Source organism: Cupriavidus sp. UME77, from assembly GCF_014170355.1.
Classification (GTDB): domain Bacteria; phylum Pseudomonadota; class Gammaproteobacteria; order Burkholderiales; family Burkholderiaceae; genus Cupriavidus; species Cupriavidus basilensis.
Window position 1 is genome coordinate 41,809 of record NZ_LZZU01000067.1, and the last position, 26,249, is coordinate 68,057.

A 26,249-nucleotide genomic window follows, 5' to 3' on the forward strand; every position below is an offset into this window, starting at 1 on the left:
TTGAATGTAGCGGCTCACTGATGCCGGACTACCCCTCAGAGGGGGGGGGGCGAGCATTGGCCAGGTGGGCGAAGACGGGGAGGGGGGCGTGCCGCGGACGTGGTGTTGCAGTCTGTCTTCGCCGTGTCGGGAGTAGATCGGGAATCTAGATGCTGCATTCGACCCGATGCTGCGAGGTAGAAGTGTGCTTTGTAACTGAATGATGACGATGGCCGTCGGCGTGCCACCTGGCTTCGTCCGATGGATGGCGGCTTGTTTCACTCCCGCGTCAAGAGTTGAGACTGTTCTTGGTTCCCGCCCGCGCTGCGAGTATCAAACTCGAACCGTTCTTCGTATAGAAAAGGCGACAAAGTCGCACGGCTCCTTGGCTAGGTACGCCTGGGCGGTGGGGCTATTTGGTCGCGTCCCGGGTCGGGAGTTCAGCGTCGTCTCGGACTCTGCAATGCAAAAACGCGGAGTTGTGCGGCTTAGGTAACGTGCCGCGTTTTGGAAGTCTTCATGCGTAAATTGTGCCATGCGCGCTCCTAGGCGCGACGTAGGGGGAAATACATCTCGCGGGTGTGTCCAACTGTCTGATTTTGAAGAGAAATTAGCAGATCTGGTCGTTATGCACTTGCCAGCGGGCGGTCACTCAGGTCCGCGGCGAGCCGGACCCAGCCATTCTCGCCGTCACCGGCGAACGTCCGATATTTAGAACGCTCCCAGACAAAGGGGGTCATTGGCTCTGGGATAGATATGCACTTTGCGAGGAGCCGAAGCGAGTCGTTCTTCTTTCTATTCCATCCGCTTTGCCCGTTCAAGGAATGTCCATAGGGTGGCATCTATGCTGTGTGACGTCCATGCAACAATCTAACCCGTGCGTCTTATCTCATGTGGTGAACGTCGTCCTATCCGTCCGCCGTCCTAGCTGAACTAAACCGTGCTGGTCGGGCGTCGGGGAAAACGGATTCCTTCACGACATGAGTATTTGTCGGGAGTGCCGGCGCCTGAGTCCAATGGAACCGCATCCTGCTTCGTGTGGGCTTTTTCCCACGGTGGCACCGATCCAGTGCCGTACCGATCACGCACGCGATGGGCATGTGCCTGGATCGTGCCTGTACTAGGTGACCGTCCCGCTCGCCTTCCTGCAGTGAATATCAGGGGCTATTCACCGTATTCTATGCGGTGAATAGCTTGCGCCTGCGGCGAAAGCAGCTCATTAAGCGATAGCCTTGTACCTTCGGGTGGCTTCTTTTTATGCTGAGGCAGACCTTGGGGCCATCGGCGTTGCCCCCGCATTCATCGGTATGAATCCGCCACGCGTTGACGGATTGGCCAGGGGCGTATTGCCAGAATCCATGCACAGGCAAGCGGGCCTAACACCGGGAATAGTGCAATGAAGGCAATCGCCTCGGGAAGTTGCGTGCGCGCAAGGATACGCCGGAGCGGAATGAACCAGAGCAACTGGAACGCAAAGAGGCAGGCGAGTTGAGTCATATCAAAAAAACTGAGGCTATCGAATCTGGGCCCGGGGACGGTCCCGGCCCGGGGGCCATGCCTTCCCGAAGTGTCCGAGAGCGAGTGCCAAAATGATGCGCCGATTGCCCGGAAATCGCTCCCCCAAAACGGAGGATATTTTGGGTTTTGTCGCAGCAAGCCCCCGGATAACGGATTCGTTCACGAACGTGGATTTTGTCGGGAGTGCCGGTACTTGAGTCCAACGGAACCGCATCCTGCTTCGTGTGGGCTTGTTCCACCGTGTCGGGCTCCCCGCGGATCCGGTGCCGTTCGTGCGTGGCCGCGTGCCCGGCGTCGTCCTCCGGCAGGTAAGGGGAGTGGCCAAAGGCAGGGGGGCAAATCCGGCGGGAAGGGAGAGCATTGCGTATGGACGCCACTGGAGAACCTCCATGCGAATCTCGATCAAGGCATGCATTGAAGGGGAGGGAGCGCAGCCCTCCAAGGTGATCACGGTCGGAGTGATAGAGCGAAAGCCGTCGAGCGTGCGGAGCGCGGGGCGCGACGATGGTGGACGTAGTGGTGACCGCGGCAGCTCGCCGGGGATGGCCGAGGGTACTGGGAACTCGACCAGTTGAAGGAGCGGTACCAAGATAGAGCGCGCGGAGCACTATGCAACACGCACATATCAACGATTGGAATGCCAACGGTAACATTTGGTATACTTAGACGAGGATCTGTTCTCTCGAATGCATGAACCGTGCTGGATGCCTTGTCTGGTTCGCGCAGTATGAGATCTCCTGCTGTTTTCGCTGACCAATACTCTCTATGACGCTACAACCAAAACAGAGCATGGCCGCCGAGATCAAGGCTGCCATCGAGGCCGAGATCGAGAGCGGTACGCTACCGCCGGGGGCGCTGCTGGACGAGCGCACGCTGGCTGAGCGCTTTGGTGTATCCCGTACGCCGGTGCGCGAGGCCTTGCAGCAGCTTGCGGCGCAGAGTCTCGTGCGCATTGCGCCCCGTGTCGGCGTCTTCGTGTCGCGGCTGTCGGTCACGCAACTGCGTGAAACACTAGAGTTGCTCGGCGAGCTCGAGGCCGTTGCGGCAAAGCTCGCGGCGCGGCGGATGGACAACGAGCAACGGGCGTTGCTCGAGGCGAGCATGGCGCAGTGCGCCGAGGCGTCCAACGTTAACGATGGGAAACGATTTGCCGAGGCCAATGCCACGTTCCATGACCTGATCTATTCCGGCAGCCACAACGAATACCTTGCCCAGCAGATTCACGGCATCCGGCGTCTGATGCAGCGCTATCGGCCGAAGATTTTCCTGACGCCGGCGCAACGTCAGAAAGCACTGCAGGACCATCAGAAACTGGCTGATGCGATTCTCCATGGCGACGAAATTGCAGCGCATGATGCCATGCTCCAGCATGCGCCGGTCGGAACCACAGGATTTTCCGAGTTTCTCTCCACGCTGCCGGCGAGCTACCTCGAAAGCGAGGTGGGGCAGGGCGGTTCGCCTTCCGCTGCGACATCCGGCACCAAGCGGCCGAGGGTGGGCGGTACTCCTGAGGAAGGCGAAGCCAAGCCCAGGGCCAGACGCAGCCTGAGTCGCGCCACTGCTGGTTGATTCCGTGTGCCCGCAGGGCGCGGGCACAGGCGGGAAAGCCGCTCCGGGCCGGCGCCGCAACCGCACTCAGAACTTGTGCCGCATGCCGATGGCAACCCCCATCTGATTGTGTTCATTGGCGGCGATCTGATACGCAGCAATAGCACCGTTCAAGTTCTCGAAGTTCAGTGCTGCGTTTTTCGTGTATGCGGTGCTCAGGTAAACGTCAGTGCGCTTGGACAGGGAATAGTCCGCAACGAACGTGAGCTGCCACGGGTTGCTGGGGTTTGTGCTGCCGGTTGCCGTGCGCAGGGAGCGCAGGTTGTCGTAGTACACGACGCCAGTCAATACCAATGCCTGCGTTACCTGGTAGTTCAGGCCGAGCCAGAAGATATCGTCACGCGCGACCGTCCCGGCAGCCGGCGCGTCGTTCTTCCCATAGCGGTAGGCGGCCTGGGCGAGCAAACTCGGTGTGATCTGGTAACGCACGCCGACCGCTGCCTTCTGGGCCCGCGTGTAGTTGCCGCCGGTCGCAGGGCCATTCACATTGTCGTAAGCGATGCCGATGCCGCCTGATCCGAACGAATAGTCAACGCCTGCGCCATAGCCGGCCGAGCCTTGCGTCGAACCCGGTTGCTCACCGAAGCTCCAGTGCGCTTCTGTCGTCAGCGGGCCGAAACTGCCATGGTACTTCACCATATTGTTTTCTCGCAGCGCCCCACCGGCAATTTGCGTCACTGGCTCGTACAGCGTGGCATATGCGGTGGGCGAGTAGTTCGCCATGATCAGGAAGAGCGACGTGTATTGCCGCCCGAGCGTCAGTTGGTGGTTGCCGGAGGCAAGCCCCACCCATGCCTGGCGTCCGAACAGCAGGCCGCCCTGCCCGGACGTGCCTGTGTCGATGTTGAAGCCACTTTCCAGGGCAAAGATCGCTTTGTTTCCGCCACCGAGATCTTCGGCGCCACGCAAGCCCCAGCGGCTCGGGGACATCCCCCCCGAATTCAGCGCTACCTTCGAATTGCCGTTGGCACTGCTGCCCAGGTTGTGATTGGTGTACTCGATATTCGCATCAACGACCCCATACAGGGTGACCGATGACTGGGCAAATGCCGCCATGCTTGCGATGGCGCATCCAACGCCGACGATACTTTTCTTCATGAACCTTCTCCTCCGTATTGAACCGGGTTGCGCTCAGGTTTCCGTATTGGCAATTTCATGCTGCCGGATTTCATAATCGCATATTGGTATGTTTAATGATCTTAGTGGTATACGTTAATGTTGTTTTGTGAATACGAAACGATCGATTTACGCACAGGATAGGCCAAGGAAATGCGGTGGGGCGCGGCAGCCGGGCACGCAATGCGTGCACGCTTTGGCGTGCGACCCGGACGGAAGCCCGGGTCGGATGCGTCCCCAATAAAGCGGTGCAACAAGCCATCAGTGCCAGGTCCACGGCCTGCCCGCCGCGCGCCTATGGCGCCGGCCATGCCATCCTGTTTTCAGGTGCGTTCTTGTAGTCAGCAAAACGCCCGTGCTCTCGTGCCAGGCGCTCGAGCAGGGGAGCCGGCTGCCACCAGAAGCCATGCTGTTCGTGGAAGCGCTTGATGTCCGCATAGACCTTGGCCAGTCCGATGCGGTCGGCGTAGTACATTGGCCCGCCATGGTGAGCCGGGAATCCATAGCCTGTGACGTAGACGATGTCGATATCGCTTGGGCGCAGCGCGATGCCTTGCTCGAGGAGTTTCGCGCCTTCGTTGATCATGCCGTAAAGGCAGCGTTTGATGATTTCCTCCTCGGAAATCGGCTGGCGCGCGATCCCCAGCCGGGCCGACTCGTGAACGATGAAGTCTTCGACCACCGGATCGCGCAGCGGCGTGCGGCTGCCTGTCTCATACCGGTACCAGCCGGCTCCACTCTTTTGCCCTAGCCGACCCATTTCCGTCAGCTTCATGATCAGGTCGTTCCAGCGCCTGTCATTGGGCCGCGTCGCCATCTGGGCTTTGCGGGTCTGGTAGCCAACATCGTTGCCGGCCATGTCGTGCACGGCGAAGATGCCCATGGCATAGCCGAACCGCGTCAAGGCCTGGTCGACCTCGTGGGGTAATGCGCCTTCTTCGAGCAGGAAATGGGCTTCGCGCGTGTAGTTGCGGAACAGCGCATTGCCGATAAACCCGGGATAGATGCACGCGAGCACGGAGATCTTGCCCATGCGCTGGCCGAGATCCATCAGCGTGGCGATGACGTCCGGGGCGGTTCGCTGCGCGCGCACGACTTCCAGCAGGCGCATGACATGCGCCGGGCTGAAGAAATGGGCACCCACCACGTCCTGAGGCCTTCGCGTAACGGCCGCGATAGCGTTGACGTCAAGTCCTGATGTATTGGTGGCGAGGATAGCCCCCGGTTTGGCGATGGTGTCGAGCTGGCGGAATATCTGCTGTTTGAGAGCCAGGTCCTCGAAGACGGCTTCAATCACGAGGTCTGCGTGCCTTGCTTGTGCCATGTCGATCGAGCCGCTGATCAGGGCGATGCGCCGGTCCATTTCAGACCGTTCCAGCCGACCGCGCGACACGCTGCCGGCATAGTTGTCGCGCACCCGGCGCAGGCCGCCATCCAGGGCTTCCTGGCCACTGTCGATCAGGGTCACCGGAATGCCGATGTTGGCGAGTGCCATAGCAATGCCGCCGCCCATGGTTCCGGCGCCGATCACGGCCACGCTGCCGATCGGGCGCAGCGGCAAGTTGGCAGGGATGTCGGGAATCTTCGCCGCTTCAGCCTCGGCGAAGCGGATATGAGCTGCAGCGGCATCGCGCTGCGCTTGTGTGCCGGGCTGTGCACGGGTGTCGTCGTCAGGAGACGTAGCGGTCATGGTCATATTCAGTCCAGTTGGGTTCCGGGGGCGACGAGCGGCTTGGCCCGCCCTTCGACAAACTCCCGCAGGCGCTCGGCGGTTTCCGGGGAGCGCGCCATGTTGGAGTTCAGGTACTCCATGAACAGGCCGTCGTCGTGCGACAGGTCGTTGATGCGCGGCAATACGTTGCTGATGCGCCAGTTGGTGTCGGGCGTGTTCTGCGCGATCTTCGCTGCCAGCTCACGCGCCTTATCCAGCGCCTTACCCGCCGGCACAACGTAGCGCACGATATGCTCGCGCTCGCCTTCGGCTGCTGTTAGCAGGCGGCCGGTCAGCATCATGTCGGCCATGACGGTGTAGCCGACCACCCGCTGCACGCGGACCGTGCCGCCTCCGCCGACAAAGATGCCGCGCTGGCCTTCGGGCAGTCCGAAGAACGCCGATTCGTCCGCCACGCGGATATGCGCCGCCGTGGCCAGTTCGAGGCCACCGCCCACCACGGCGCCATGCAGCGCAGCAACGAACGGGATGGGGCCGCGGGCGATGATGTCGAACACCTCATGCCATGAATGGCGCCGGCGCTTGCGCGGGCGCGGCGCCTCGCCGGCCGCACGCGCAAGCGCTTCCTTCAGGTCCAGGCCGGCGCAGAAGTTGCTGCCTTGTCCGAACAGCACGCCGACGTCGGCTTCCTCGCCGGCGCGTACCACGGCATCGCGCAGGGCGCAAATCACCTCTTCGTTGATGGCGTTGCGCTTATCGGGACGATTCAGGCCGATCAGTGCGACCGGGCCATCGAGTTTGTAGGTAACGAGTTCGGCTCTCATATTTGTAATTCCGTTGAGTAGGGAAATCGTGGGTTTCGTGGGTTCTGCAGGACTAGAGATCCAGCACAAGCTTGCTGCCCTTCGCGCCTGAACAGCAGATCATCATGCGTTGATTCGATGCCTTTTCCGCTTCGCTGAGCACCAGGTCGCGGTGGTCCGGCAACCCTGCGAGCACGCGTACCTCGCAGGTGCCGCAAATGCCTTCTTGGCACGAGTAGGGCGGCTCGATGCCGGCATTGAGCAGACAGTCGAGAATGGTCTGTCCGCTGGCTACCTCGATGCTGCGGCCGCTGCGCGCCAGTTCGACGGTGAAGCCGCCTGAGGTGGCGGCGCTCTCGCGCGCAGCGAAGTATTCCCTGTGCACTCGCTCCGGCGGAAGGCCGGCGGTGGCTTGCTCGAAGGCGTCCAGCATGGGCAGCGGGCCGCAGCAGTAGACATGAGCGCCCGCCGGCAGCGTGGCGGTGATGGCGGAGATGTCGAGCATGCCGCCGCCGGGCTCGCGGTCGAAGCTGAGCTGGAGCGTGGCCCCGGCATCGTCCCGCAGTGCCTGCAGGGTCTCGACGAAGGCGGCATTCTTGCGTGTGCGTGCCGCGTAGAAGAGTCGCCACGGCCGGCCCAGCGTCTGCAGGCGGCGGATCATGCCGAGGACCGGCGTGATGCCGATGCCGCCGGCAATGAAGACGCTCGACGCGGCCCCTTCATCGAGCGGGAAGTTATTGCGCGGCGCACTGACGGTCAGGGTGTCGCCCGGGCGTAGCACTTCGTGCAGATAGCGCGAGCCGCCGCGGCTCTGCGGGTCCTTGTTGACGCCGATCAGGTAGCGATGCCGTTCCTGCGGCGAGTTGAACAGAGAATAGTTGCGGATCAAGCCATTGGGGAGATGCACATCGATGTGCGCCCCGGCTTCGAACGGCGGGAGCTCCTTGTGCGGGGCTATCGGCCAGAGTTCGTAGCTAAGGATGCCTTCCGCTTCCCAGGTAATGGATTTGACCCTGACTTGCAGTGTCTCGGTAATGCTCATGGGTGTCTCCCGGGGGTGGGCCTGCATGGATTCATGGCGGATGGCCCTGGCTAGATCTCGACCACGTCAAGGTCCTTGAGCTTCACGCCTGTGGCTGCCTCGTAGGCGCGCTTGACCTCGTCTGGCTGGCCGGCGTGAAAAATGAAGTGGAACAAGAGCTTGTTCCACTTCGGATGGCTGGCGTACTGCTCCAGCGCCAGGCCCTCCAGGAAGAAGGCGCGCGAGTCGCACGGCAGCATCACGCGATGGTTGGCCTGCGGATCGCGGATCAGCCCCTTGGGATCCCGGCCCTGCGCTACGGCGTCGATATCGTCGAGCAGGCGGCGGCGGATCATGGCGATGCCGCGGTCGCTGGCCCCGAGGTTCTCCTGGCTGCGGTCGGTGACACGGCCCTGGCCGACCCAGGCGATGATGTCCTGGTTAATGACATGGCTTGAGATCCATCGGCCGGTGCGCGCGTCGCGGATCGGACTGGTCCACGAAGGGATCACGGCTTGCTCATAGGGCTCGGCCTCGCGTGGCACGCGGATGAAGGACCAGGTCACGCTCAGCATGTTCTCGTCGTCGACGGGAACACGCCATTCGAAGTGGTCGCCAAGAAAGAACCCGTTGGGCCACAGGCAGACGCGGCCGATGGTCCAAAGTGGATGGTGCTCGTCCGTGTCTTCGCTGATGCGTTTGTAGAGAAAGCCGTGCTCGAATTCCTCGAAATCGAGCCGCTGGTGCCGTGGCGCGTAGCCTGCGGAATCGCCGCGCAGCCGCCGCCCCCAGTTGGCGTGCATCCATTCGAAGTGCACGGGATCGATTGAGTTCTCCTGTGCTTGCAGCCAGTTGCAGGGAGCCTCGGCAAAGACCACCTGGATGAAGCCGTTGCGCCAGCTGAACGGCTCCCAATCCGGCAGCAGGGGCGCTGGCTGTGGACCCATATATGCCCATAGCATGCCCGCCTTGGCCTGGACCTGGTAGGCCTTGAGGCGCACGCGCGCTTTCAGCCTGCAATGCGGATCGACCATTTGCTCGAAGGGCTGATCTACGCAGCGGCCCTGCTGGTCGTATTGCCAGCCGTGGTAGTTACAGCGCAGTCCGCATTGCTCGACGTAGCCGTAGGCCAGGTCGGCGCGGCGGTGCGCGCAATGCCGGTCAACCAGGCCGTAGGTGCCGCTCAGGTCCTTGTAGAGCACCAGGTCCTCACCCATCAGGCGCACCGGTTTGATCGGGTTGCGGTCCAGTTCGTCGATGCCGGCGATCGGGTGCCAGTGTCGCCTCAACACTTCGCCCATTGGCGTGTCTGGCCCCACTTGGGTCAGCTGACGATTCTTTTCAATGCTAAGCATTGGCGTATTCCTGCAGATAAATCAGCTATTCCGGCTTGAAGCCGGAGGACTTGATGATGGGCTCCCAGGTCGCCAGCTCCGCGCGCTGCCGGCGGGCCATGTCCTGTGCGTCGAGAAAGTCCGGCACTACCGCCAGGCGCTTCATCAGAAACTCAGTGGTTTGCGGCATGGACAGAATCTTGCGCAACGCCTGCTGCATCCGTTCCAGCTCGGTCCCTGGGGTTCCGGCGGGCGCCCACATAGCGGTCCAGCCGTCGCCGGAAGTCACGTTGATGCCTTGCTCGGCCATGGTCGGAATATCCGGAGCCAGAGGCGAGCGCTTCGCGCTAAAAATGCCGATCATCCGCACCTTGCCGGCGCGGTGGTACTTGAGCATGTCGTCCAGCAGCGTCACGGCCGCGGGTACGTGGCCGCCTACCAGGTCGTTGATCAGCGGCGGGGTGCCCTTGTAGGGCGCCACCGACAGCGCGATGCCGGCCGCCCTGGCGAACTGCATCCCGAGGAAGTGGTTCATGCCACCCAGTCCCGGCGTGCCGAAGACGGCGTTGTCAGGATGTCGCCTGACCCAACCCACGTATTCGCGCGCATTGCTGACGCCCGCCTCCATCTGTACCGCCATCCCCAATGGGTAAGAGACCAGGCCGGCAACCGGTGCAAAGTCGCGCCAGAGCTTCCACCTGAGTTGCGGCCCGAAGACCAGTGTCTGGAAGGTTGGCGTCGCGTTAGGTGCGATCATGTAGGTGAGGCCGTCTGGCTTCGCCGCCATCAGCACGTCCGCGGCGAGACGGCCGCCGACGCCGACATGGCTTTCGATGATGACCGGCTGCTCCAGGATCTGCGGCAGCCAGTCGGCAAAGTAACGGGCAATCGCATCGGTGCCGCCGCCGGGCGGCAGCCCAAGCAGGATGCGGATCACCGGCTTTCCCTGCATGCCGGCGTACGTTGCGGCAGGCGCGGCGAGGCTCGCGCACGCCGCCAGCAGCAGCCGGCGTCGGCGGTAGTTTGTCATGCTTGTCTCCGTATCTTTTTTTGGTGGCGGTGCGGATGGTTCAGGGCGTTTGCGTCAGCGCGCGCCAGTCGCTGCCTGCCGGCAGCATGCCACCTACGGAGGTCGCCTTGGCGTAGTCGAGATCTGGGTTGTCGGCCAGCGTAGGCGTCTTGCCCGCCGTGAACTCACGCACGGATTTGAGCAGGGCCTGCCGCACGCGCAGCACCGCACCATCGGCCGAGCAGAGCTGTTCGGTGGTGCGGTCGACGATGGGCCCCTGGCCGATAAACATGGCGAAGTCCTCGGTGCCCAAGTGTTGCGGGAAACCGGTGGCATGGCCGCGCTTCATCAGTTCGCGGTTCTGGCCCCAGTTGTTCTCGGGCCCTCCTGGCGGGAGCGGCGGGAACCCCCACACGTCTGGGGTGGCGGACATCACGGTCATGCCTAGCGGCCGGTGCGGGTTGAAATGCACGAACCACGCGCGGTGCGTGACGTCGTCCACCGGCGTGGAGAAGAACACCGTGCCGGGGCCTTTAGCATCAGGGGCGCAGATGATGCCGTACCACGGCATGACGAAGTTATTGACGCGTGCATAGAACTTGTCGTCAGGCAGGGCACGAATGGCTGCGTAGCGGTAACCATATGGCATGTCTTCGAACTCAAGCCGCGGTGCCAGCGCTTGGGTCATGTGCAGGCGTTCGTTGCCTGCGCCGGCAGTAATCTGCGTGGTGGATTCATGCAGCACGCCGACGTGTGAGGAGTCCATCGAGGCTTCCACGCCCTGCACCCAGTTGGTCGGCACTTCCTGGCTGGTGACCGAGCGCTGGTCTTCCGGCAGGCGGGTGAACGGCAGGTCGGGAAATTTGGGCGGCTGTTCGCCTTTTCCCAGCCACACCCAGACAATGCCGCCGCGTTCCTCCACGCCATAGCGGTTGACGCGCACATGCTTGCAGAACTGCGACTGATCGCCCATGTGGTTCGGCGCTTCGATGACGTCGCCGCCGGTATTGAGCTTCCAGCCGTGAAAGATGCAACGCAGGCCGTTGTCTTCGTTGCGGCCCATCAGCAGGGAAGCCTTGCGGTGCGGGCACTGCTCGTCGAGCACGCCAACATGACCATCGGTGGCGCGAAACGCCACGTAGTTGGTGCCCAGCAGCCGCACGCGCACCGGTGCGCCGTCCGCCACCAGCTTGGCCGAGGGTACAGCCGGGATCCAGTAGTGCTGGCGAATCATCTCGCCCATCGGCGCGCTGTTTTCCACGCGGGTGAGCAGTTCGTTGTCTTCGTGGGTCATGGCCATGATCAGCACTCCTCGTCTTTGCGGAAAGCGCGCGAATAGACGCGGGTGCAATTGCACTCGAAGATGTTCCTGCGCTGTTGCTCGCTGAGCCAGTCAATGCTCTCGATCACCGGCTTCATGTCGTCGTAGTCGCGCCCGGAAACCGGGTCGCGCGCGCTGCCGGTGCCGGGCTTTTCCGTGCCGAACAGCACGTTGTCGGTGCCGGCCACCTTGAGCAGCAGCTCGATGGCTTCCTTGGAATAGTTGCAGGTGTCGAAGTACAAGCGCTTGAGCTGTTCGTCGAAGCTCACCGTATCGCCCTTGCGGACCGACCATGAGCGAAAACGTCCCATCTGGTAGGGAATCGCGCCGCCGCCATGTGCCACGACGATCTTCAGGCCCGGGTATGTGTCGAAGACCTTGGAGCCCAGCAGCGAGACGATGGCAATGCTCTCTTCGTTGATGAACTTCAGGGTATAGGACTCGCGCGCGCTGCAGCTGCCGGCCGAGTGGATCAGGCCCGGTACGTCGAGTTGGGTCATGGCATCGTAGAGCGGATACCAGAACGGATCGCCCAGGCCGGGGGGCGTGGGGCCTTCGCCTTCGGTCGGGTCGGGGTTGATCAGGCAGCCGACAAAGCCGAGTTCCTTGACGCAGCGTTCCAGCTCAGGCACTGCGCGCAGCGCCGGCGATTCGTTCATGTATTGGGGCAATCCCGCGACACCGCGGAAACGGTCCGGGAACAGCGCCACGAAGCGTGCGATCAGGTCGTTGCAATGACGCGACCACAACTCGGTCACGCGGCCGGGCTTGACCGAGTGCATCTGCAGGTAGGGGCGCGGCGAGATGAACTGCACGTCGGTGCCGACGTTGTCCATGCTCTGAACCAGTTCTTCGGCCACCTTGCGCACGGAAGCGTCCGGAACCTTTGGCGTGGTTGACGGGTTGGCACGGCCTCCTACCAGCTCCGCCATGTAGCGGAAGCTTTCGGGAGGCATGACGATATGCGCGTGGGAATCGATGATCATGAGGTTCAGCCTTTGGTTTCGCTGGCCACAACGGCCATGCATTCAAGTTGTAGCAACATGCCGTGCTGGAGGTCGTGTACGACGATGTGCCGCGCGGGACGGTCGAGGGGGTCCGGGAAATGGTGCAGCCATTGACCGTTGATCGCCTCGCGCACGCTGTTGTCTTTCACGTAGACGGTGAGCTTGACCAGGTTGGCGAGGGTCGCGCCCCCGACTTCAAGCAGCCGCTGCAGGTTCGAAAAAGCCAGTTCCGCCTGCGCAGCGGCATCTGCCGGAAGTCTGCCGGTGTCGGGATCCTTCCCGGCGATCGCCGAGGAGCAGATGATGTTGCCCACGCGAGCGCCGACCGGGATCGGCGCGTTATGCGCCAGGCCGGGGACATTGAGCGAGCGGAGCCTACGTGTCATGGAATGCCTCTGTCAGGGAGTTTCGGTGCTGGTTGCGCCTGCGAAGAAGTTCATCGGCACAGTGGCCAGGAACTCGGAAAAGCCGGTGGTGCCGGCGGGCACATGCAACAGCATCGCGGCGCCTGCCTGCGGTTCGTCGCCGGCCTGGATGGCGCGCGCGATCTTCTGGTGGTCGCTCAAAGACTTGGCGACCTGGCTGCTATTCAGGAAATCCTGGGTGCGGTAGCGCTGCAAGCGCCTGCGTGCCTGACGGATATGCTCGGCCAGATACGTATTGCGGCAGCCTGTGTAAATCGCCTCGTGGAACAGGGCATTGGCCGCCGCATAGGCTTGCTGGCTGCCTGTCTGCGCGGCTTGCCGGCAGTGGTGAATGCCCGCATCGAGCGCGGCGTGCAGGCTTTCGTCGCCGCGCCGGGCGGCGAGCCTGGCGCACAGCGACTCAAGTTCCCCCACGTATTCGAGCATTGCCCGCACCTTGCTGATTGAAAGCCGCGCCACGATTGCGCACTGGCGCGGCGCGATGTTGACCAGTTCGCGTGCCGCAAGCTGCTGCAAGGCTTCGCGGACAGGCGTGCGCGACACGTTGAAGCGGACCGCCAGCGCTCGCTCATCCAGCGCACAGCCAGGCGGCAGGATGCCCTGTTCGATTTCCTCCTCCAGGGTGGCGAGAATGTCCTTGGCGAGGCCCGCGCGCGGCTCTGGATCGGCTGCCGCGGGCAAGGCCATTCCCTCACTGGAGAGGGGGCGAGTGCGAACGGAGGTTGAAGTCATCAAACGGTTTGCATTGGGGACCAAGGCCGGCCATCACGCCGGGGTTGCTGAAAATATACAACAACAGAATTCTGGTATGCAAACAGAATATTTCGTGTATCGCGGGGAAACGAGCGATTGTTGTGGCGTTACCGGTCGGAAACAGCACTGAAACGAGATGCGGCCGGCACTTGCGAAGCCGTCTGCAGCCATCCTGGTTCTTCCGGAAATGCCTTGTAAATAAAGGTATTCGCGATGTTGCGGGATCGGTGCCCAGATCGATTGAATTCAAGTAGTGACTGCTGAGCCGGGCACCACGACGAGCCAGATTCACTCAGGGAAACCACTGAGGCCTTGATTTCAATAGTTGCTTCTGGTGTATTGAAAACAGCATTGTGGTATGCCACAATGATCAAACACCGCGGTTGAGACCTTCCTGGTCACGGCCGGAACTCCATCTCAAAAGGCCCTATTTCCATGCGCAGTCCAGCATCAGTCAGCGATCGTTCCGGTCTCGCCGCCATGCCGGTAGACCGTATCCTCAAGCCGCAATCGATCGCCATCATCGGCGCGTCCGCAGACCCGCGTTCCTTCGGCGGTTTTGTGTTGGCCAATCTGGAACGCTTCGGCTATGCGGGCGCCATCCACCTGGTCAGCCGCAGCAGCAGCGAGATCAACGGCCGGGATTGCGTGAAGACGGTGGGGGAGTTGCCCGAGGGGATCGATCTGGCCGTGCTGGCGATTCCGGAGGCCGGCGTGCTCGAGGCAGTGCGTGGACTGGCCGCCCGGCACACGCATGCCGCAGTGCTGTTTGCCTCCGGCTATGCCGAAGCGGGCGAGGAAGGCCGGGCCAGGGAGGAGGCGCTTGCCGCGGTGGCGCGTGATGCCGGGATGCTGCTGCTGGGACCCAACTGCATGGGTTTCACTAACTTCGAGGCCGGCGTGCCGGTCACCTTTGAGCCGGTAAAACCCTATCCGTGCGACGGGCGCCCGGGCATCGGCGTGGTTGCGCAAAGCGGCGCCATGGCTGCCAACCTGCGCGATGCCGTGATTGGCCGCGGCCTGCCGCTGACCGCAACCGTGTCGACCGGCAATGAGGCTTCGGTCGGTATCGAGGACGTGCTGGCGCACTACATCGCCGATCCACAGACGCGAGTCATCGCGGTCTATGCGGAGCAAGTGCGCCGGCCGCGGCTCTTTTTGCAACTGGCGCGCCAAGCACGCGCCGTCGGCAAGCCCATTGTGATGCTGATGCCGGGCAAGAGCGCAAGGGCGCGCGAGGCGGCCCAGTCTCACACCGGCGCGCTTGCCGGCGATCATGCCACCGCCTCCGTGGCACTGGCGCGGGAGGCGGTGGTACTGGTGGATTCCCTGGATGAGCTCTTTGACGCAGCGGCAATCTTGCTGCGTTTCCCGGTTCCGCCCAGCGGCGGGCCGGCTTTTATGACCGGGTCCGGCGCAATGAAGAATATTGCGCTGGACTTCTGCGACGGGCTTGGCCTGGAACTGCCCGCCTTGACTGCAGCAACGACGCAGCGCCTCACCGGGATGCTGCCGGGCTATGCGGTAGCCGAAAACCCGCTGGACTACACCACGATCGGCGTACGGCAGCCTGGGCTGATCGGCGAGATCCTGTTCGCCATGCTGGCCGACGAGCACATCGGCAGCCTTGTGTTGAGCATCCCGGCCGGCCCGGAGGTGGCGCAGCGTGATAAAGCCGAGCATATCCTGCCGGCCATTGCACAGGCAACCAAGCCGGCGGTACTGGTAATCACCGGCGACAATGGCCCGATCGAGCCGTTCTTCGTGGATGCGATCCGCGCCAGCGGCGTGCCTTTCTTCCGCTCGCCTGACCGGGCGTTGCGCGCCTTGGCGCGCGTGGCGGCTTACGGCGAGGCCTTGCAGCGTGCCGCGCGTGCCAGCCAGGGTGCGGCGCGTGCGTTGCCGCTGCCGGCTCCCATACCGCCGTCCGGTGTGTTTGCCGAATACCAGGGCAAGGCCTGGCTGGCGGCCGCGGGCATCGCGGTGCCCGAGGGGGCGCTCGCGCGCAGCGCCGACGAGGCGGCGCGCATCGCTGCGCGGATCGGCTACCCGGTCGTGATCAAGGCGCAAGCCAGCGCGCTACCGCACAAGAGTGATGTCGGCGGTGTGATCGTCGGCCTGGCTGACGAGGCGGCATTGCGGGCAGGTTGGCAGGCACTGCACGCGAACGTGTCATCGCACAGGCCCGATTTGCAGCTCGATGGTGTGCTGGTCGAGGCGATGGGCGCGCGCGGACTGGAACTCGTGGTGGGCGCCAAGCGCGACGCCGACTGGGGACCCGTCGTGTTGGTCGGGCTGGGCGGAGTATGGATCGAAGCCTTGAAGGATGTGCGCCTGATCCCCGCCGACATGGCCCAGGCCGACATCGTGGTGGAACTCGGACGCCTGAAAGCCGCGTCCTTGCTAAAGGGTATGCGCGGCGCGGCTGCGGTGGACGTGCCGGCAGTGGCGCGCGTGGTGGCGCTGGTCGGCGAGCAGATGCGGGCCACTCCCCAGATTACCGAGATCGACATTAATCCGCTGGTTGCCTATCCGGATCGCGTGCTGGCGCTCGATGCGCTCGTGGTCTGCAACCCCGCTGCCTGAGGAACCTCCATGCAACTAGAATTTTCCGCCGCTGACGAAGCCTTTCGGCAGGAAGTCCGCGCCTTCGTCAAGGCCCGGCTCCCGGCCGACATCAAGCGCAAGGTGGAGCTCGGGCTGCGGCTTGAGCACGCCGACTATGTGACCTGGTTCCGCATTCTCGAGGCGCGCGGCTGGATCACGCCTGGCTGGCCTGTCGAGCACGGTGGCCCTGGCTGGAGTCACTTGCAGCGTTATATCTTCGATGAGGAGACGCTGCTCGGCGGTGCGCCGCGCATCATCGCCAGCGGCATCCAGATGCTGGGACCGGTGCTGATTGCATTCGGTACGCCGGAACAGAAAGCCAAATACCTGCCGGACATCCGCCACAGCAATACCTGGTGGGCCCAGGGCTTCTCGGAGCCGGGTGCGGGCTCGGACCTGGCGGCGGTGCGTACCACGGCGGTGCTGGAGCCCGACGGCAGGCATTTCATCGTCAACGGCCACAAGGTCTGGACCTCATACGCCCACTGGTGCTCGATGATGTTCGCGCTGGTGCGCACCGACCCGAATGCAGCCAAGCCGCAAGAGGGCATCTCATTCGTGCTGATCGACATGGCTTCGCCCGGCGTGGAAGTGAGGCCGATCCGCATGCTTGAAGGCGGCACCGACCTCAATGAGTGCTATCTTGACAATGTGCGGGTACCGGTCGAGAACCTGGTGGGCGAAATCAACAAAGGCTGGTCCTACGGCAAATACTTGCTCGGCCACGAGCGCACCGGTATCGCCGGTATCGGGTCGTGCAAGCAGCAGCTTGCGCGCGCTCGAGCACTCGCCGATGAGCAGGGCCTGGGCGACGACCCGCTGCTGCAGTCCCGTCTCGCGCAGTTCGAGATCGAGTTGATGGCGCTGGAGTACACCGCGCTACGCATGCTCGGGGCCAACCAGCGCAGCCGGGTGCCCAGTGTGGAAGCATCGATGCTGAAGGTGCGCGGCACCGAACTGCGCCAGGCAATCTATGAGCTGCTGGTTGAAGTGGCGGGGCCGCATGCGGTGCCCTTTGACGAAGCGGCGCTGCTGGGTGCGGCCGGCTACGTGCAGAGCACGGCGACCGATGCAGCCAGTCCGCCCTCGCTGGCGGCACTGGCGGCGAATTATCTCGATTCGCGCAAGCTGTCCATCTATGGCGGCGTCAACGAAGTGCAGCGCAACCTTATCAGCAAGGCCTTTCTCGCGGCCTGAACCAGAACCGGACCATGGATTTCTCGTATACCGATGAACATATTGCCTTGCAAGACGCGGTGCGCCGTTTTTGCGATGGCGAATACCCCGCGCACCTGCGCGGCAATCCGGAAGCGCCGGAGCTCGGCGCCCAGCGCTGGGCCAGCATGGCGGAGCTGGGCCTGCTGGGCCTGCCTTTCGACAGCGAATTTGGCGGCAGCGGCCAGGGCACGGTTGAACTGATGCTGGTGGCGCAGGAATTGGGGCGGTGCCTCGGCGGCGGTGCCTGGCTGTCGAGCGTCGTGCTGGCCGGGCAGTTGCTGGACCAGGCGGGGACGGCGCGGCAGCGCGGCCGATGGCTGCCGGAGGTGGCATCCGGCAGGTGCAAGCTGGCGCTTGCCGCCAGTGAGGCCGACTCGCGCTATAGCTTGTCCCGGGTGCGCACCCGGGCCCAGGCGAGCGCCGATGGCTGGCGCATCGAGGGCCGCAAGACGCTGGTGCTCGAAGGCGGCGACGCCGACGCATTCATCGTGATTGCGCGTACTGCGGGAGACGTTGCTGATGATGACGGACTGACGCTATTCCTGGTCGACGCGAAGACGCCCGGCGTAGCGGTGCATGGTTTCGCCACGCTGGATGGCCGCCATGCCGCTCATATCGTGCTGGATGGCGTGCAGGTCGACAGCGATGCCATTCTTGGCGAGGCTGGCCGCGCGTCGCCGCTGATCGAAGCCGCCATCGACCGCGCCAGCGCCGTGTTGTGCGCCGAAGCGGCCGGCGCGCTGGAAGCGCTGATCGATCTCACTGCCGAGCACCTGAAGACGCGCAAGCAGTTCGGCACGACGCTGGCCAAGTTCCAGGTGCTCCAGCACCGAGTGGCCGACATGCTGATCGCGCTCGAACAGAGCAAATCGATGGCTTGTGCCGCCGCCATGGCCGTGGATGCCGACGACCCTGCGCAGCGGCGCCGGCTGGTGTCTGCCGCCAAGGTCGTGATCGGCCAGGCCGGGCGCCAGGTGGGCCAATGGGCGATCCAGCTGCACGGTGCGATGGGCATGACCGACGAATGCCGCGCTGGCCACTACGCCAAGCGGCTGCTGGTCATCAACCAGCTCTTCGGCGACGCGTCGCATCATTTGCAAAGGTTTGCGCAACGGCCGTAGAGCCGAGCGCTTCGCGAAAAAACGACAGACAGGAGACAAGTCATGGCTTTCATCCGATCCATCAAGACTACATTCTGCGTGGCGGCCTTGGGTTTGGCGTTTTGTGCCCAGGCCCAGAGCAAGCTTCCCATTCGTCTGCTGGTGGGCTTCGCGCCCGGCGGCTCGACGGACACCGTGGCACGCGTGCTCGCCGACAAACTGCACAGTGTGCTGGGCCAGACGGTGATCGTCGAGAACAGGCCGGGCGCCGGTGGCCGGATGGCCACCGAGGTGCTTAAGAATAGTGCGCCGGACGGGCTTACGTATATGGTCGCGCCCAACGCAACCAGCATCTTCCCTAGCCTGCTCTATCCACTGTCGGTGCTCCGGTACGACCTGCTCAAAGACCTGGCGCCGGTGGCAGTGGTGGTGTCCTATCCGTTGGCGCTGGCCGTCAGCACCCGAACCGGCGCCACCAATGTCAAGGAGTACGTGGACTGGGTCAAAAGCCATCCGAAGGAGGGCGTGTTCGGCTCGGCGGGGCTCGGTGGCCAGACCCACTTCACCGGATTGCAGTTCGGCAAGGCGGCCGGGGTGCAACTCAACGTCGTGCCGTATCGCGGTAACGGTCCCTTGGCCACGGACCTGCTCGGTGGCCAGCTCCCGGCTGCGGTGATGACCGCGGGCGACATCGCACAGCACCAGAGCAGCGGCCAGGTCAGGGTGATCGGCGTGTTCGGCGACAAGCGCTCACCCGTGATGCCGGATGTGCCGACTGTCATGGAGCAGGGCGTCAACGTTGCGTCGGGCGACGCCTGGGCCGGCGTGTGGGCGCCGGGCAAAACGCCCAAGGCCGAGATTGAGCGCATGCAGGACGCCCTTAAACAGGTGCTGGCCATGCCAGAGGTTCGCAGCATGCTGCGCAAAACCTCCTTGAACGCGGATTTCCGCCCGGCCGCCGAGCTCGACCAGCTCCAGCGCAAGGAACTGGCCTACTGGGGGCCGGTGATCAAGGCCAGCGGCTTCACCCCCGAGCAGTGAACGCATCCCGCGGCTGCTATCTCACCGAAATTAGAAGAACGCCATGAGTCTGAACGGAAGCGCATATATCGTGGGGGCATACGAGCATCCCACCCGCAAGGCCGACGACCTGTCGGTTGTACGGCTGCACGCGGACGTCGCCAAGGGCGCGCTGGAAGATGCCGGCCTGAGCAAGAGCGACATCGATGGCTATTTCTGCGCTGGCGATGCGCCAGGCCTTGGCACCACGACCATGGTCGAGTACCTGGGGCTCAACGTGCGGCACGTCGACTCCACTGAGTGCGGTGGCTCAGCGCCCATCCTGCATGTTGCGCACGCGGCGCAAGCCATCGCGGCCGGCCGCTGCAACGTGGCGCTGATCACGCTGGCTGGCAGGCCACGTGCCGCCGGTGCCGCGCTCTCGTTGAAAGCGCCCGATCCCGACGCGCCGGAGCTTGCCTTCGAGCTGCCCTTCGGCCCGGCCACGCAGAACCTCTATGGCATGGTCGCCAAGCGCCATATGTACGAGTTCAATACCACCAGCGAGCAATTGGCGTGGATTAAGGTGGCGGCGTCCCATCATGCCCAGCACAACCCGCACGCCATGCTGCGCAACGTGGTGACGGTGGAAGACGTAGTGAACTCGCCGATGATCTCGGACCCGCTGCACCGGCTCGATTGCTGTGTGATGAGCGATGGCGGCGGCGCCTTGATCGTGGCGCGGCCTGAGATCGCGAAGCAGCTCAAGCGCCCGCTGGTCAAGGTGCGCGGCACCGGCGAGGCGCCCAAGCATGGGATGGGCGGCAAGATCGACCTGACATGGTCGGCCGCCGCCTGGTCGGGCCCCGCTGCGTTTGCCGAAGCCGGCGTCACGCCCGCCGACATCAAGTACGCCTCCCTTTACGACAGTTTCACCATCACGGTGCTGATGCAGCTTGAAGACCTGGGATTTTGCAAGAAGGGCGAGGGCGGCAAGTTCGTCGCGGATGGCGGACTGATTTCCGGCGTGGGGCGGCTTCCCTTCAATACGGATGGTGGCGGACTGTGCAACAACCACCCGGCCAACCGGGGCGGCGTCACCAAAGTAATCGAAGCGGTGCGGCAATTGCGCGGCGAGGCGCATCCCGCCGTGCAGGTGAAGAACTGCGACCTGGCGATTGCCAGTGGTATTGGCGGTGCGCTCGCCTCGCGCCATACCGCTGCGACGCTCATTTTGGAAAGGGTATGAAGATGATGAACACATCCCAGGCCACGCCGGCTGCCAAGTTCGCTACGGCGCCAGCTGCGCCATCCGGTCCGCGCAAGATCCCGGCGCCGCGGGCGTTACCCGAGAGCCTGCCGTTCTGGAACGCTGCCGACGAAGGCCGTCTGCTGGTCAAGACCTGCGCCGACTGCGGCGAGACGCATTTCTACCCGCGGGACATCTGCCCCCACTGCCTGAGCGACCGGACCGAATGGACCGGCGCGGCCGGCACCGGCACGGTGTATTCGTTCAGCACCATGGGCCGCGGCGAAGCAGCCTACACGCTGGCCTTCGTGACCCTGGATGAAGGCGTCACGCTGATGAGCAACCTGGTCGATTGCGATCCTGCGCTTGTCACCATCGGCCAGCGCGTCAAGGTGGTGTTCAAGCCAAGCGAAGGCGGACACGCCGTTCCCATGTTCACCGCTGCCTGAGAGAAGCGTCCATGAAGGAGATATCCATGCAGGACAAGTCTGAGCGCAAGGGTGCGTTGTCCCGGTTCACCATTATCGACGCCTCGCGTGTGCGTGCCGGCCCGACCGCCGTGCGGCTGTTCGCGGATATGGGCGCGCGCGTGATCAAGCTTGAGATCCCACCCGGCACCCCAGGTGGCGACGACATGATCGGCGGGCGCGATCACAACCGTGCCGACTACGAAAACCTGCATCGCAACAAGGAAAGCCTGACCCTCAATATGAAGTCGCCCGAGGGGCTCACGATCCTCCACGAGCTGGTCCGGCGCGCCGATGTGTTCATCGAGAACTTCCGTCCCGACGTCAAGGACCGCCTGGGTATCGGCCCCGAGGCGCTGCGCGAGATCAACCCGCGCCTGGTTTATGCCAGCATCTCCGGCTTTGGGCAGGATGGTCCCTATGCACGCTGGCCGGGCTTCGACTCGATTGCCCAGGGCATGGGTGGCCTGATGAGCGTGACCGGTAAGCCAGGGGAGGGACCGATGCGGGTTGGCATACCGATTGCCGATCTGTGCGCGGGGCACTTCTGCGCAATGGGCATCCTCACGGCACTGCTGGAGCGCGAAGCATCAGGTGAGGGCCAGTGGGTGCAGACCTCATTGCTGGAAGCACAGATTGCCATGCTCGACTTCCAGGCCGCGCAATGGCTGGTCGACAAGAAGGTCCCGGTGCAGAGCGGCAACGAGCATCCCCTGACCGTGCCGACCGGCGTGTTCGCGACCAAGGACGGTTACCTCAACATCGCAGCGATCGGGCAGACCATGTGGACGCGGCTGTGCGAGGCACTGGAGGTGCCGCACCTGATCGACGAACCCGGCATGGGTTCCGATCCGGAGCGCGTGCAGAACCGCGACAAAGTCAACGCGGCCATCCAAACCGCGCTGAGCGCGCGCACCACAGCGGAATGGACCGAGCGGCTGCTCAAGGCCGGCGTGCCGTGCGGCCCCATCCACCGTGTCGACCAGGTGTTCGCCGACCCGCAAGTGCAGCACCTTGGCGTGGCGTGGCCGATGCATCACGCCGAGCTGGGTGAGGTGGCGCTGGTGGGCCAGCCAATGCGGTTATCTCGCTATCCCCGCGAGCAGCCGCCGCAGCCCGCCCCGGAGCAGGGTGCCGACACCAACGACATCCTGCGCGAGTTGGGCTACAGCGCAGCCCAAGTCGCCGAGCTGCGCGCCGCATACGTCATTTGACAAGGACATACCCATGGCAAGACTCGTCGCCGCTTTCGGCTCTTCCCACAGCATCATGCTGGCTTGCCAGCGTGAAGACTGGCAACACGGCTTTCGCCAGGTCGACCCGAAGAATCCGCACTATTTCGACCGGGCCGGCAACCCGACCACCTACGAGGCGCTGCTGGCCGTAGCTCCGCCCGATGCCGAGCCAATGGTGACCCCCGAGCGCATGGGCGAGCGCTACGACCAGGCCGAAGCGGCCATGGACGAGCTGCGCGAGCGGATCCGTGCCGCCCGGCTTGATGTGCTGCTGGTGGTGGGCGATGACCAGACCGAGCTGTTCCGCACCACCAACAACCCTGCCTTCGCCATCTACTACGGTGAGACCATCCGCAATGCGAAGCGCGACTTGAGTCCGTCCGACGGCTGGTACAAGAAGGCCCGCATGGCCCGCCAGGAGCCCGATGCCGACCGCGACTACCCGGTCAACGCCGCTATGGGCCGCTGGCTGATCCGCGAGCTGTGCGACCGCAATTTCGACATCACCGCCATGGACGGGCTGGAGCGCGGCCAGTTCGAGGGCCATGCGTTCTCGTTCATCCACAGGCGCTACCTGCAGGGGCTGGACCTGCCGGTGGTGCCGGTCATCGTCAACACCTTCGATCCGCCCAACCAGCCCACGCCGCGCCGCTGCATCCAGCTCGGCGCCGCGCTGCACCAGCTGATCGCGGCCTATCCCGAAGATCTGCGCGTGGGTGTGCTGGCCTCTGGCGGCCTGAGCCACTTCGTGGTGGATGCCGAGCTGGATACCGCCATCATCGACGCCATCCGCAGGAAGGACACCACGTTCCTGGCGTCGCTGGACCCACGCCAGCTCCAGGCGGGCAGCTCGGAAATCCGCAACTGGCTGATCGCTGTGGAGGCGGTGCGTGACCTCGACCTCGAATGGGTTTCCTACGTGCCGGGCTACCGCACACCTGCACTGACCGGCACCGGGCTGTGCTTTGCGGCCTGGCGCACCCTGGACTGAACTGCCAAACCAGACCATACCAACGACCATGAGTGAATCCGAATCCTACGTACAACGCCTGCGCCGGCTCGACTGCTGCGCGGTGTCAGACGCGCTCGACAAGCTGCAGCTGCCGGGCACCGTGACCGGCCTGCCGCAGCGCTCCGGCGCCGGACGCATTGCCGGACGGGCCATCACCGTCAAGCTGGGCACTGGCGCGCCGCCGCCCGGACCGGCCCGCCATCTCGGCTGCACAGCCATCGAGCAGGCAGGCCCAGAGAACATCATCGTCGTCGAGCAGCGCACCGGCGTGGAGGCCGGCAGCTGGGGCGGGCTGCTGTCGCTGGGGGCCAAAGTGCGCGGCGTTGCAGGCATCGTGGCGGATGGGCCGGTGCGCGATATCGACGAGGCCATCGATTTCGACTTTCCCGTCTTCAGTCGCGCGCTGACCGCCTTTACCGCGCGCAGCCGCGTGGTGGAGCATGGCACCAATGTCGCGGTGCAGATCGGCAACGTGACGGTGGAAGGCGGCGACTACGTGGTGGCGGACCGCAGTGCCGTGATCTTCATTGCCACACGTGATATCGAGCGCGTGCTGGAGACGGCCGAAGCCATCGTGCGCAAGGAGGCTGGGATGGCGAAAGCCATCCTGGCCGGCACGCCCGTCGGGGAAGTCATGGGCGGCAACTACGAACACATGCTGAAAGGTTGAAAGACATGAGCGAGCAACAGGACATCAATGTCGCGCGCGCCGGCAAGCTGGATACGGCCACGCTGAGCGACGCGCTGGACAAGCACGGCATCGCCGGCCAGTGCTACCGCATCAAGGCGCGCGGCGAGGGTTTCGTCATGGCAGGCCGTGCCTACACGCTGCTGTACGGTCCGGCATCCAATCCTCCGGGCACTGTGGGTGACTATATCGACGACGTGCCGCCGGGCAGCATCCTCGTGCTCGACAACGGCGGCCGCGACAACACCACGGTCTGGGGCGACATCCTCACGGAGATCGCGCACCGCCGTGGTATTGCCGGCACCGTTATCGACGGCGTGTGCCGCGATGTCGCCCTTTGCCGCCAGCTCGGCTACCCCGTCTTCAGCAAGGACCACTGGATGCGCACCGGCAAGGACCGCGTGCAGGTGGAGGCGACCAACGTGGTGGTCAATATCGGCGACGCGCGCGTGCAGCCGGGCGATATCCTGCGCGGCGATTCCGACGGCGTGGTGGTCATCCCGCGTGAACACGAGGCCGCGGTGCTGGACACCGCCGAGCAGATCGAGCACGCGGAAAACGCTATCCGCGAAGCCGTGCGCGGCGGCATGCGCCTGGACGAAGCGCGCCGCCAGTTTCGTTACCACCAGCTGCAGACCAAGGGAGCCTGATCATGGCGGAACACGACGCAGCCAGCACCACGATTCGTGAATTCGAGCGGGTCAGCCCCGAAGTTGTCGAAGCCGCGCGGGCGCTGCCCACCGCCACGCTGCACGAGGCCGGCGGCAAGATCGGCGTGATCCCGCCGGCCATCAAGCCCGTGGCGTCGGGATTCCGCATCTGCGGACCGGCGCTGACCGTCCATTCGCCTGGCGGCGACAATCTGTGGCTGCACCGTGCCCTCGACATCGCCCAACCTGGCGACGTGCTGGTGGTGCACGTGAGCGGCGCCTACGAGCACGGCTACTGGGGCGAGATCATGACCACCGCAGCCAAGGTGAAGCAGCTTGGTGGGCTGGTCATCGACGGATGTGTGCGTGATGGCGTGTTGCTGGAGGAAATCGGCTTCCCGGTGTTCGCGCGCGGCCTGTGTATCCGCGGCACGGGTAAGGACTATGGCGCGATCGGCTGGCTTAACGCGCCGGTGCTGATCGGCGGCGCCCGCGTGGAAGCAGGAGACCTGGTCGTGGGCGACCGGGACGGCGTAGTGGTGGTGTCGCGCGCCCGCGCCGGGGAGGTCGTGGACAAGGCCCAGGACCGCGAGGCCACCGAAGCCGCCATTCTCAAGCGGGTGGAGGCGGGCGACACCACCATGCGGATTTACGGCTTTCACTGAGCGGAGCCAGATACCATGACCGAGACCCCGCAAGGACAGCCGCCCGAACTGGCAGTCGAGGGGCACGTCGCCGTCATCACGCTGCGCCGCCCCGAGGTGGCCAACCGCCTCGAACCCGAAGACCTCGAGCTGCTGCGCGAGTACCTGGAGACGGTGAACGGTGACTGCCGGGTCCGCGTGCTGCGTATCGAAGGGCAGGGCCGGCACTTCTGCAGCGGTTTCAATGTCGGCCGCCTCGGCGGGGCCGATGTCGGTGCCTGCTTCGAGGCACTGGCCAACGCGCTGGAACAGGCGCGGCCAGTCACCATTGCCGTGCTGCACGGCGGCGTGTACGGCGGCGCCACCGACCTGGCGCTGGCGTGCGATTTCCGGTTCGGCGCCGCCGGCACTCAGATGTCCGTCCCGGCCGCGCGCCTGGGCCTGCTGTTCTACCGCGGCGGCCTGGAGCGCTACGTCACGCGGCTGGGCCTGGCCACGGCCAAGCGCATCCTGCTGATGGCCGACAAGTTCGATGCGGCCGCGATGCTGGCCTGCGGGTACCTGGACCGGCTGGAGGACAGCCAGCAGGCACTGCAGGCGCTTGCGGCACAGGCGAGCGAGAGCCTGGTCGGCATGGCACCGCTGGCGCTGCTTGGCATGAAGAAGCACCTGAACCGCATCGCCCGTGGCGAGCTCGATACCGCCGAGCTGGCACAAGATATCGCTGTGGGCGATGCTTCCGAAGACCTGCGCGAAGGCGCACTGGCATGGCGGGAGAAGCGCGCGCCGCGCTTTGCCGGCCGTTGATTTGGGA

General features: G+C 64.2%; 23 protein-coding genes. 13 read left to right on the forward strand and 10 right to left on the reverse strand.

The annotated features are described in order from the left end of the window. Nucleotides 1-2,286 precede the first annotated feature (2,286 nt). Nucleotides 2,287-3,066, forward strand: a complete 780-nt coding sequence (locus A9975_RS27350; RefSeq protein ID WP_255503588.1) for a GntR family transcriptional regulator — start codon at nt 2,287-2,289, stop codon at nt 3,064-3,066. 66 nt (nt 3,067-3,132) lie between these two features. On the opposite strand, the gene A9975_RS27355 is transcribed toward A9975_RS27350, so the two are convergent. The 10 genes from A9975_RS27355 to A9975_RS27400 all read right to left on the reverse strand — a co-directional run bounded on the left by A9975_RS27355 (nt 3,133) and on the right by A9975_RS27400 (nt 13,494). Beyond that, nucleotides 3,133-4,203 (reverse strand): porin, encoded by a 1,071-nt coding sequence (locus A9975_RS27355; protein WP_183035496.1) that lies wholly within the window; start codon nt 4,201-4,203, stop codon nt 3,133-3,135. Nucleotides 4,204-4,516: 313 nt separating this feature from the next. Next, entirely contained in the window at nt 4,517-5,917 is a 1,401-nt protein-coding gene (locus A9975_RS27360) for a 3-hydroxyacyl-CoA dehydrogenase (protein ID WP_255503590.1), read from the reverse strand. 2 nt (nt 5,918-5,919) lie between these two features. Then, nucleotides 5,920-6,717, reverse strand: a complete 798-nt coding sequence (locus tag A9975_RS27365) for a crotonase/enoyl-CoA hydratase family protein (RefSeq protein WP_183035497.1) — start codon at nt 6,715-6,717, stop codon at nt 5,920-5,922. Between the two features lie 52 nt (nt 6,718-6,769). Continuing rightward, a complete protein-coding gene (locus A9975_RS27370) occupies nt 6,770-7,738 on the reverse strand; it encodes a PDR/VanB family oxidoreductase (RefSeq protein ID WP_183035498.1) in 969 nt (322 codons plus the stop codon). A gap of 50 nt (nt 7,739-7,788) precedes the next feature. Next, nucleotides 7,789-9,072 (reverse strand): aromatic ring-hydroxylating dioxygenase subunit alpha, encoded by a 1,284-nt coding sequence (locus A9975_RS27375; protein ID WP_183035499.1) that lies wholly within the window; start codon nt 9,070-9,072, stop codon nt 7,789-7,791. Between the two features lie 25 nt (nt 9,073-9,097). Further along, entirely contained in the window at nt 9,098-10,081 is a 984-nt protein-coding gene (locus A9975_RS27380) for a tripartite tricarboxylate transporter substrate-binding protein (RefSeq protein WP_183035500.1), read from the reverse strand. A 40-nt stretch (nt 10,082-10,121) separates the two neighbouring features. Further along, nucleotides 10,122-11,360 carry a Rieske 2Fe-2S domain-containing protein gene (locus tag A9975_RS27385; RefSeq protein ID WP_183035501.1) on the reverse strand — a complete coding sequence of 413 codons (1,239 nt, stop codon included), beginning with the start codon at nt 11,358-11,360 and terminating at the stop codon, nt 10,122-10,124. Nucleotides 11,361-11,362: 2 nt separating this feature from the next. Beyond that, a complete protein-coding gene (locus A9975_RS27390; RefSeq protein ID WP_183035502.1) occupies nt 11,363-12,367 on the reverse strand; it encodes an amidohydrolase family protein in 1,005 nt (334 codons plus the stop codon). A gap of 5 nt (nt 12,368-12,372) precedes the next feature. Next, complete coding sequence (locus A9975_RS27395) at nt 12,373-12,702, reverse strand: RidA family protein (RefSeq protein ID WP_370565619.1); 330 nt, start codon at nt 12,700-12,702, stop codon at nt 12,373-12,375. 84 nt (nt 12,703-12,786) lie between these two features. Further along, nucleotides 12,787-13,494, reverse strand: a complete 708-nt coding sequence (locus A9975_RS27400; protein WP_255503598.1) for a GntR family transcriptional regulator — start codon at nt 13,492-13,494, stop codon at nt 12,787-12,789. Nucleotides 13,495-14,046: 552 nt separating this feature from the next. On the opposite strand from A9975_RS27400, the gene A9975_RS27405 reads away from it, so the two are divergent. Genes A9975_RS27405 through A9975_RS27460 form a run of 12 tightly spaced genes read left to right on the forward strand, consistent with a single transcriptional unit; the run spans nt 14,047 to nt 26,242 of the window. Beyond that, a complete protein-coding gene (locus tag A9975_RS27405) occupies nt 14,047-16,152 on the forward strand; it encodes an acetate--CoA ligase family protein (protein WP_255503603.1) in 2,106 nt (701 codons plus the stop codon). Nucleotides 16,153-16,161: 9 nt separating this feature from the next. Continuing rightward, nucleotides 16,162-17,370: an acyl-CoA dehydrogenase family protein gene (locus A9975_RS27410; protein ID WP_183035506.1), complete on the forward strand. Its 1,209-nt coding sequence runs from the start codon at nt 16,162-16,164 to the stop codon at nt 17,368-17,370. 14 nt (nt 17,371-17,384) lie between these two features. Continuing rightward, nucleotides 17,385-18,512: an acyl-CoA dehydrogenase family protein gene (locus tag A9975_RS27415; RefSeq protein WP_174427867.1), complete on the forward strand. Its 1,128-nt coding sequence runs from the start codon at nt 17,385-17,387 to the stop codon at nt 18,510-18,512. 42 nt (nt 18,513-18,554) lie between these two features. Further along, complete coding sequence (locus tag A9975_RS27420) at nt 18,555-19,532, forward strand: Bug family tripartite tricarboxylate transporter substrate binding protein (RefSeq protein WP_183035507.1); 978 nt, start codon at nt 18,555-18,557, stop codon at nt 19,530-19,532. 43 nt (nt 19,533-19,575) lie between these two features. After that, entirely contained in the window at nt 19,576-20,739 is a 1,164-nt protein-coding gene (locus tag A9975_RS27425; protein ID WP_183035508.1) for a thiolase domain-containing protein, read from the forward strand. Nucleotides 20,740-20,741: 2 nt separating this feature from the next. Next, nucleotides 20,742-21,188: a Zn-ribbon domain-containing OB-fold protein gene (locus A9975_RS27430; RefSeq protein WP_183035509.1), complete on the forward strand. Its 447-nt coding sequence runs from the start codon at nt 20,742-20,744 to the stop codon at nt 21,186-21,188. 26 nt (nt 21,189-21,214) lie between these two features. Next, nucleotides 21,215-22,420 (forward strand): CaiB/BaiF CoA-transferase family protein, encoded by a 1,206-nt coding sequence (locus A9975_RS27435; protein WP_183035510.1) that lies wholly within the window; start codon nt 21,215-21,217, stop codon nt 22,418-22,420. Nucleotides 22,421-22,433: 13 nt separating this feature from the next. Further along, entirely contained in the window at nt 22,434-23,432 is a 999-nt protein-coding gene (locus A9975_RS27440; protein ID WP_183035511.1) for a protocatechuate 3,4-dioxygenase, read from the forward strand. Nucleotides 23,433-23,460: 28 nt separating this feature from the next. Continuing rightward, nucleotides 23,461-24,123, forward strand: coding sequence for an RraA family protein (locus A9975_RS27445; RefSeq protein ID WP_183035512.1), 663 nt, complete (start codon nt 23,461-23,463; stop codon nt 24,121-24,123). A gap of 5 nt (nt 24,124-24,128) precedes the next feature. After that, nucleotides 24,129-24,791, forward strand: coding sequence for an RraA family protein (locus tag A9975_RS27450; protein WP_183035513.1), 663 nt, complete (start codon nt 24,129-24,131; stop codon nt 24,789-24,791). A gap of 2 nt (nt 24,792-24,793) precedes the next feature. Continuing rightward, nucleotides 24,794-25,456 carry a 4-carboxy-4-hydroxy-2-oxoadipate aldolase/oxaloacetate decarboxylase gene (locus tag A9975_RS27455; RefSeq protein ID WP_183035514.1) on the forward strand — a complete coding sequence of 221 codons (663 nt, stop codon included), beginning with the start codon at nt 24,794-24,796 and terminating at the stop codon, nt 25,454-25,456. Nucleotides 25,457-25,471: 15 nt separating this feature from the next. Continuing rightward, a complete protein-coding gene (locus tag A9975_RS27460; RefSeq protein WP_183035515.1) occupies nt 25,472-26,242 on the forward strand; it encodes an enoyl-CoA hydratase/isomerase family protein in 771 nt (256 codons plus the stop codon). Nucleotides 26,243-26,249 lie beyond the last annotated feature (7 nt).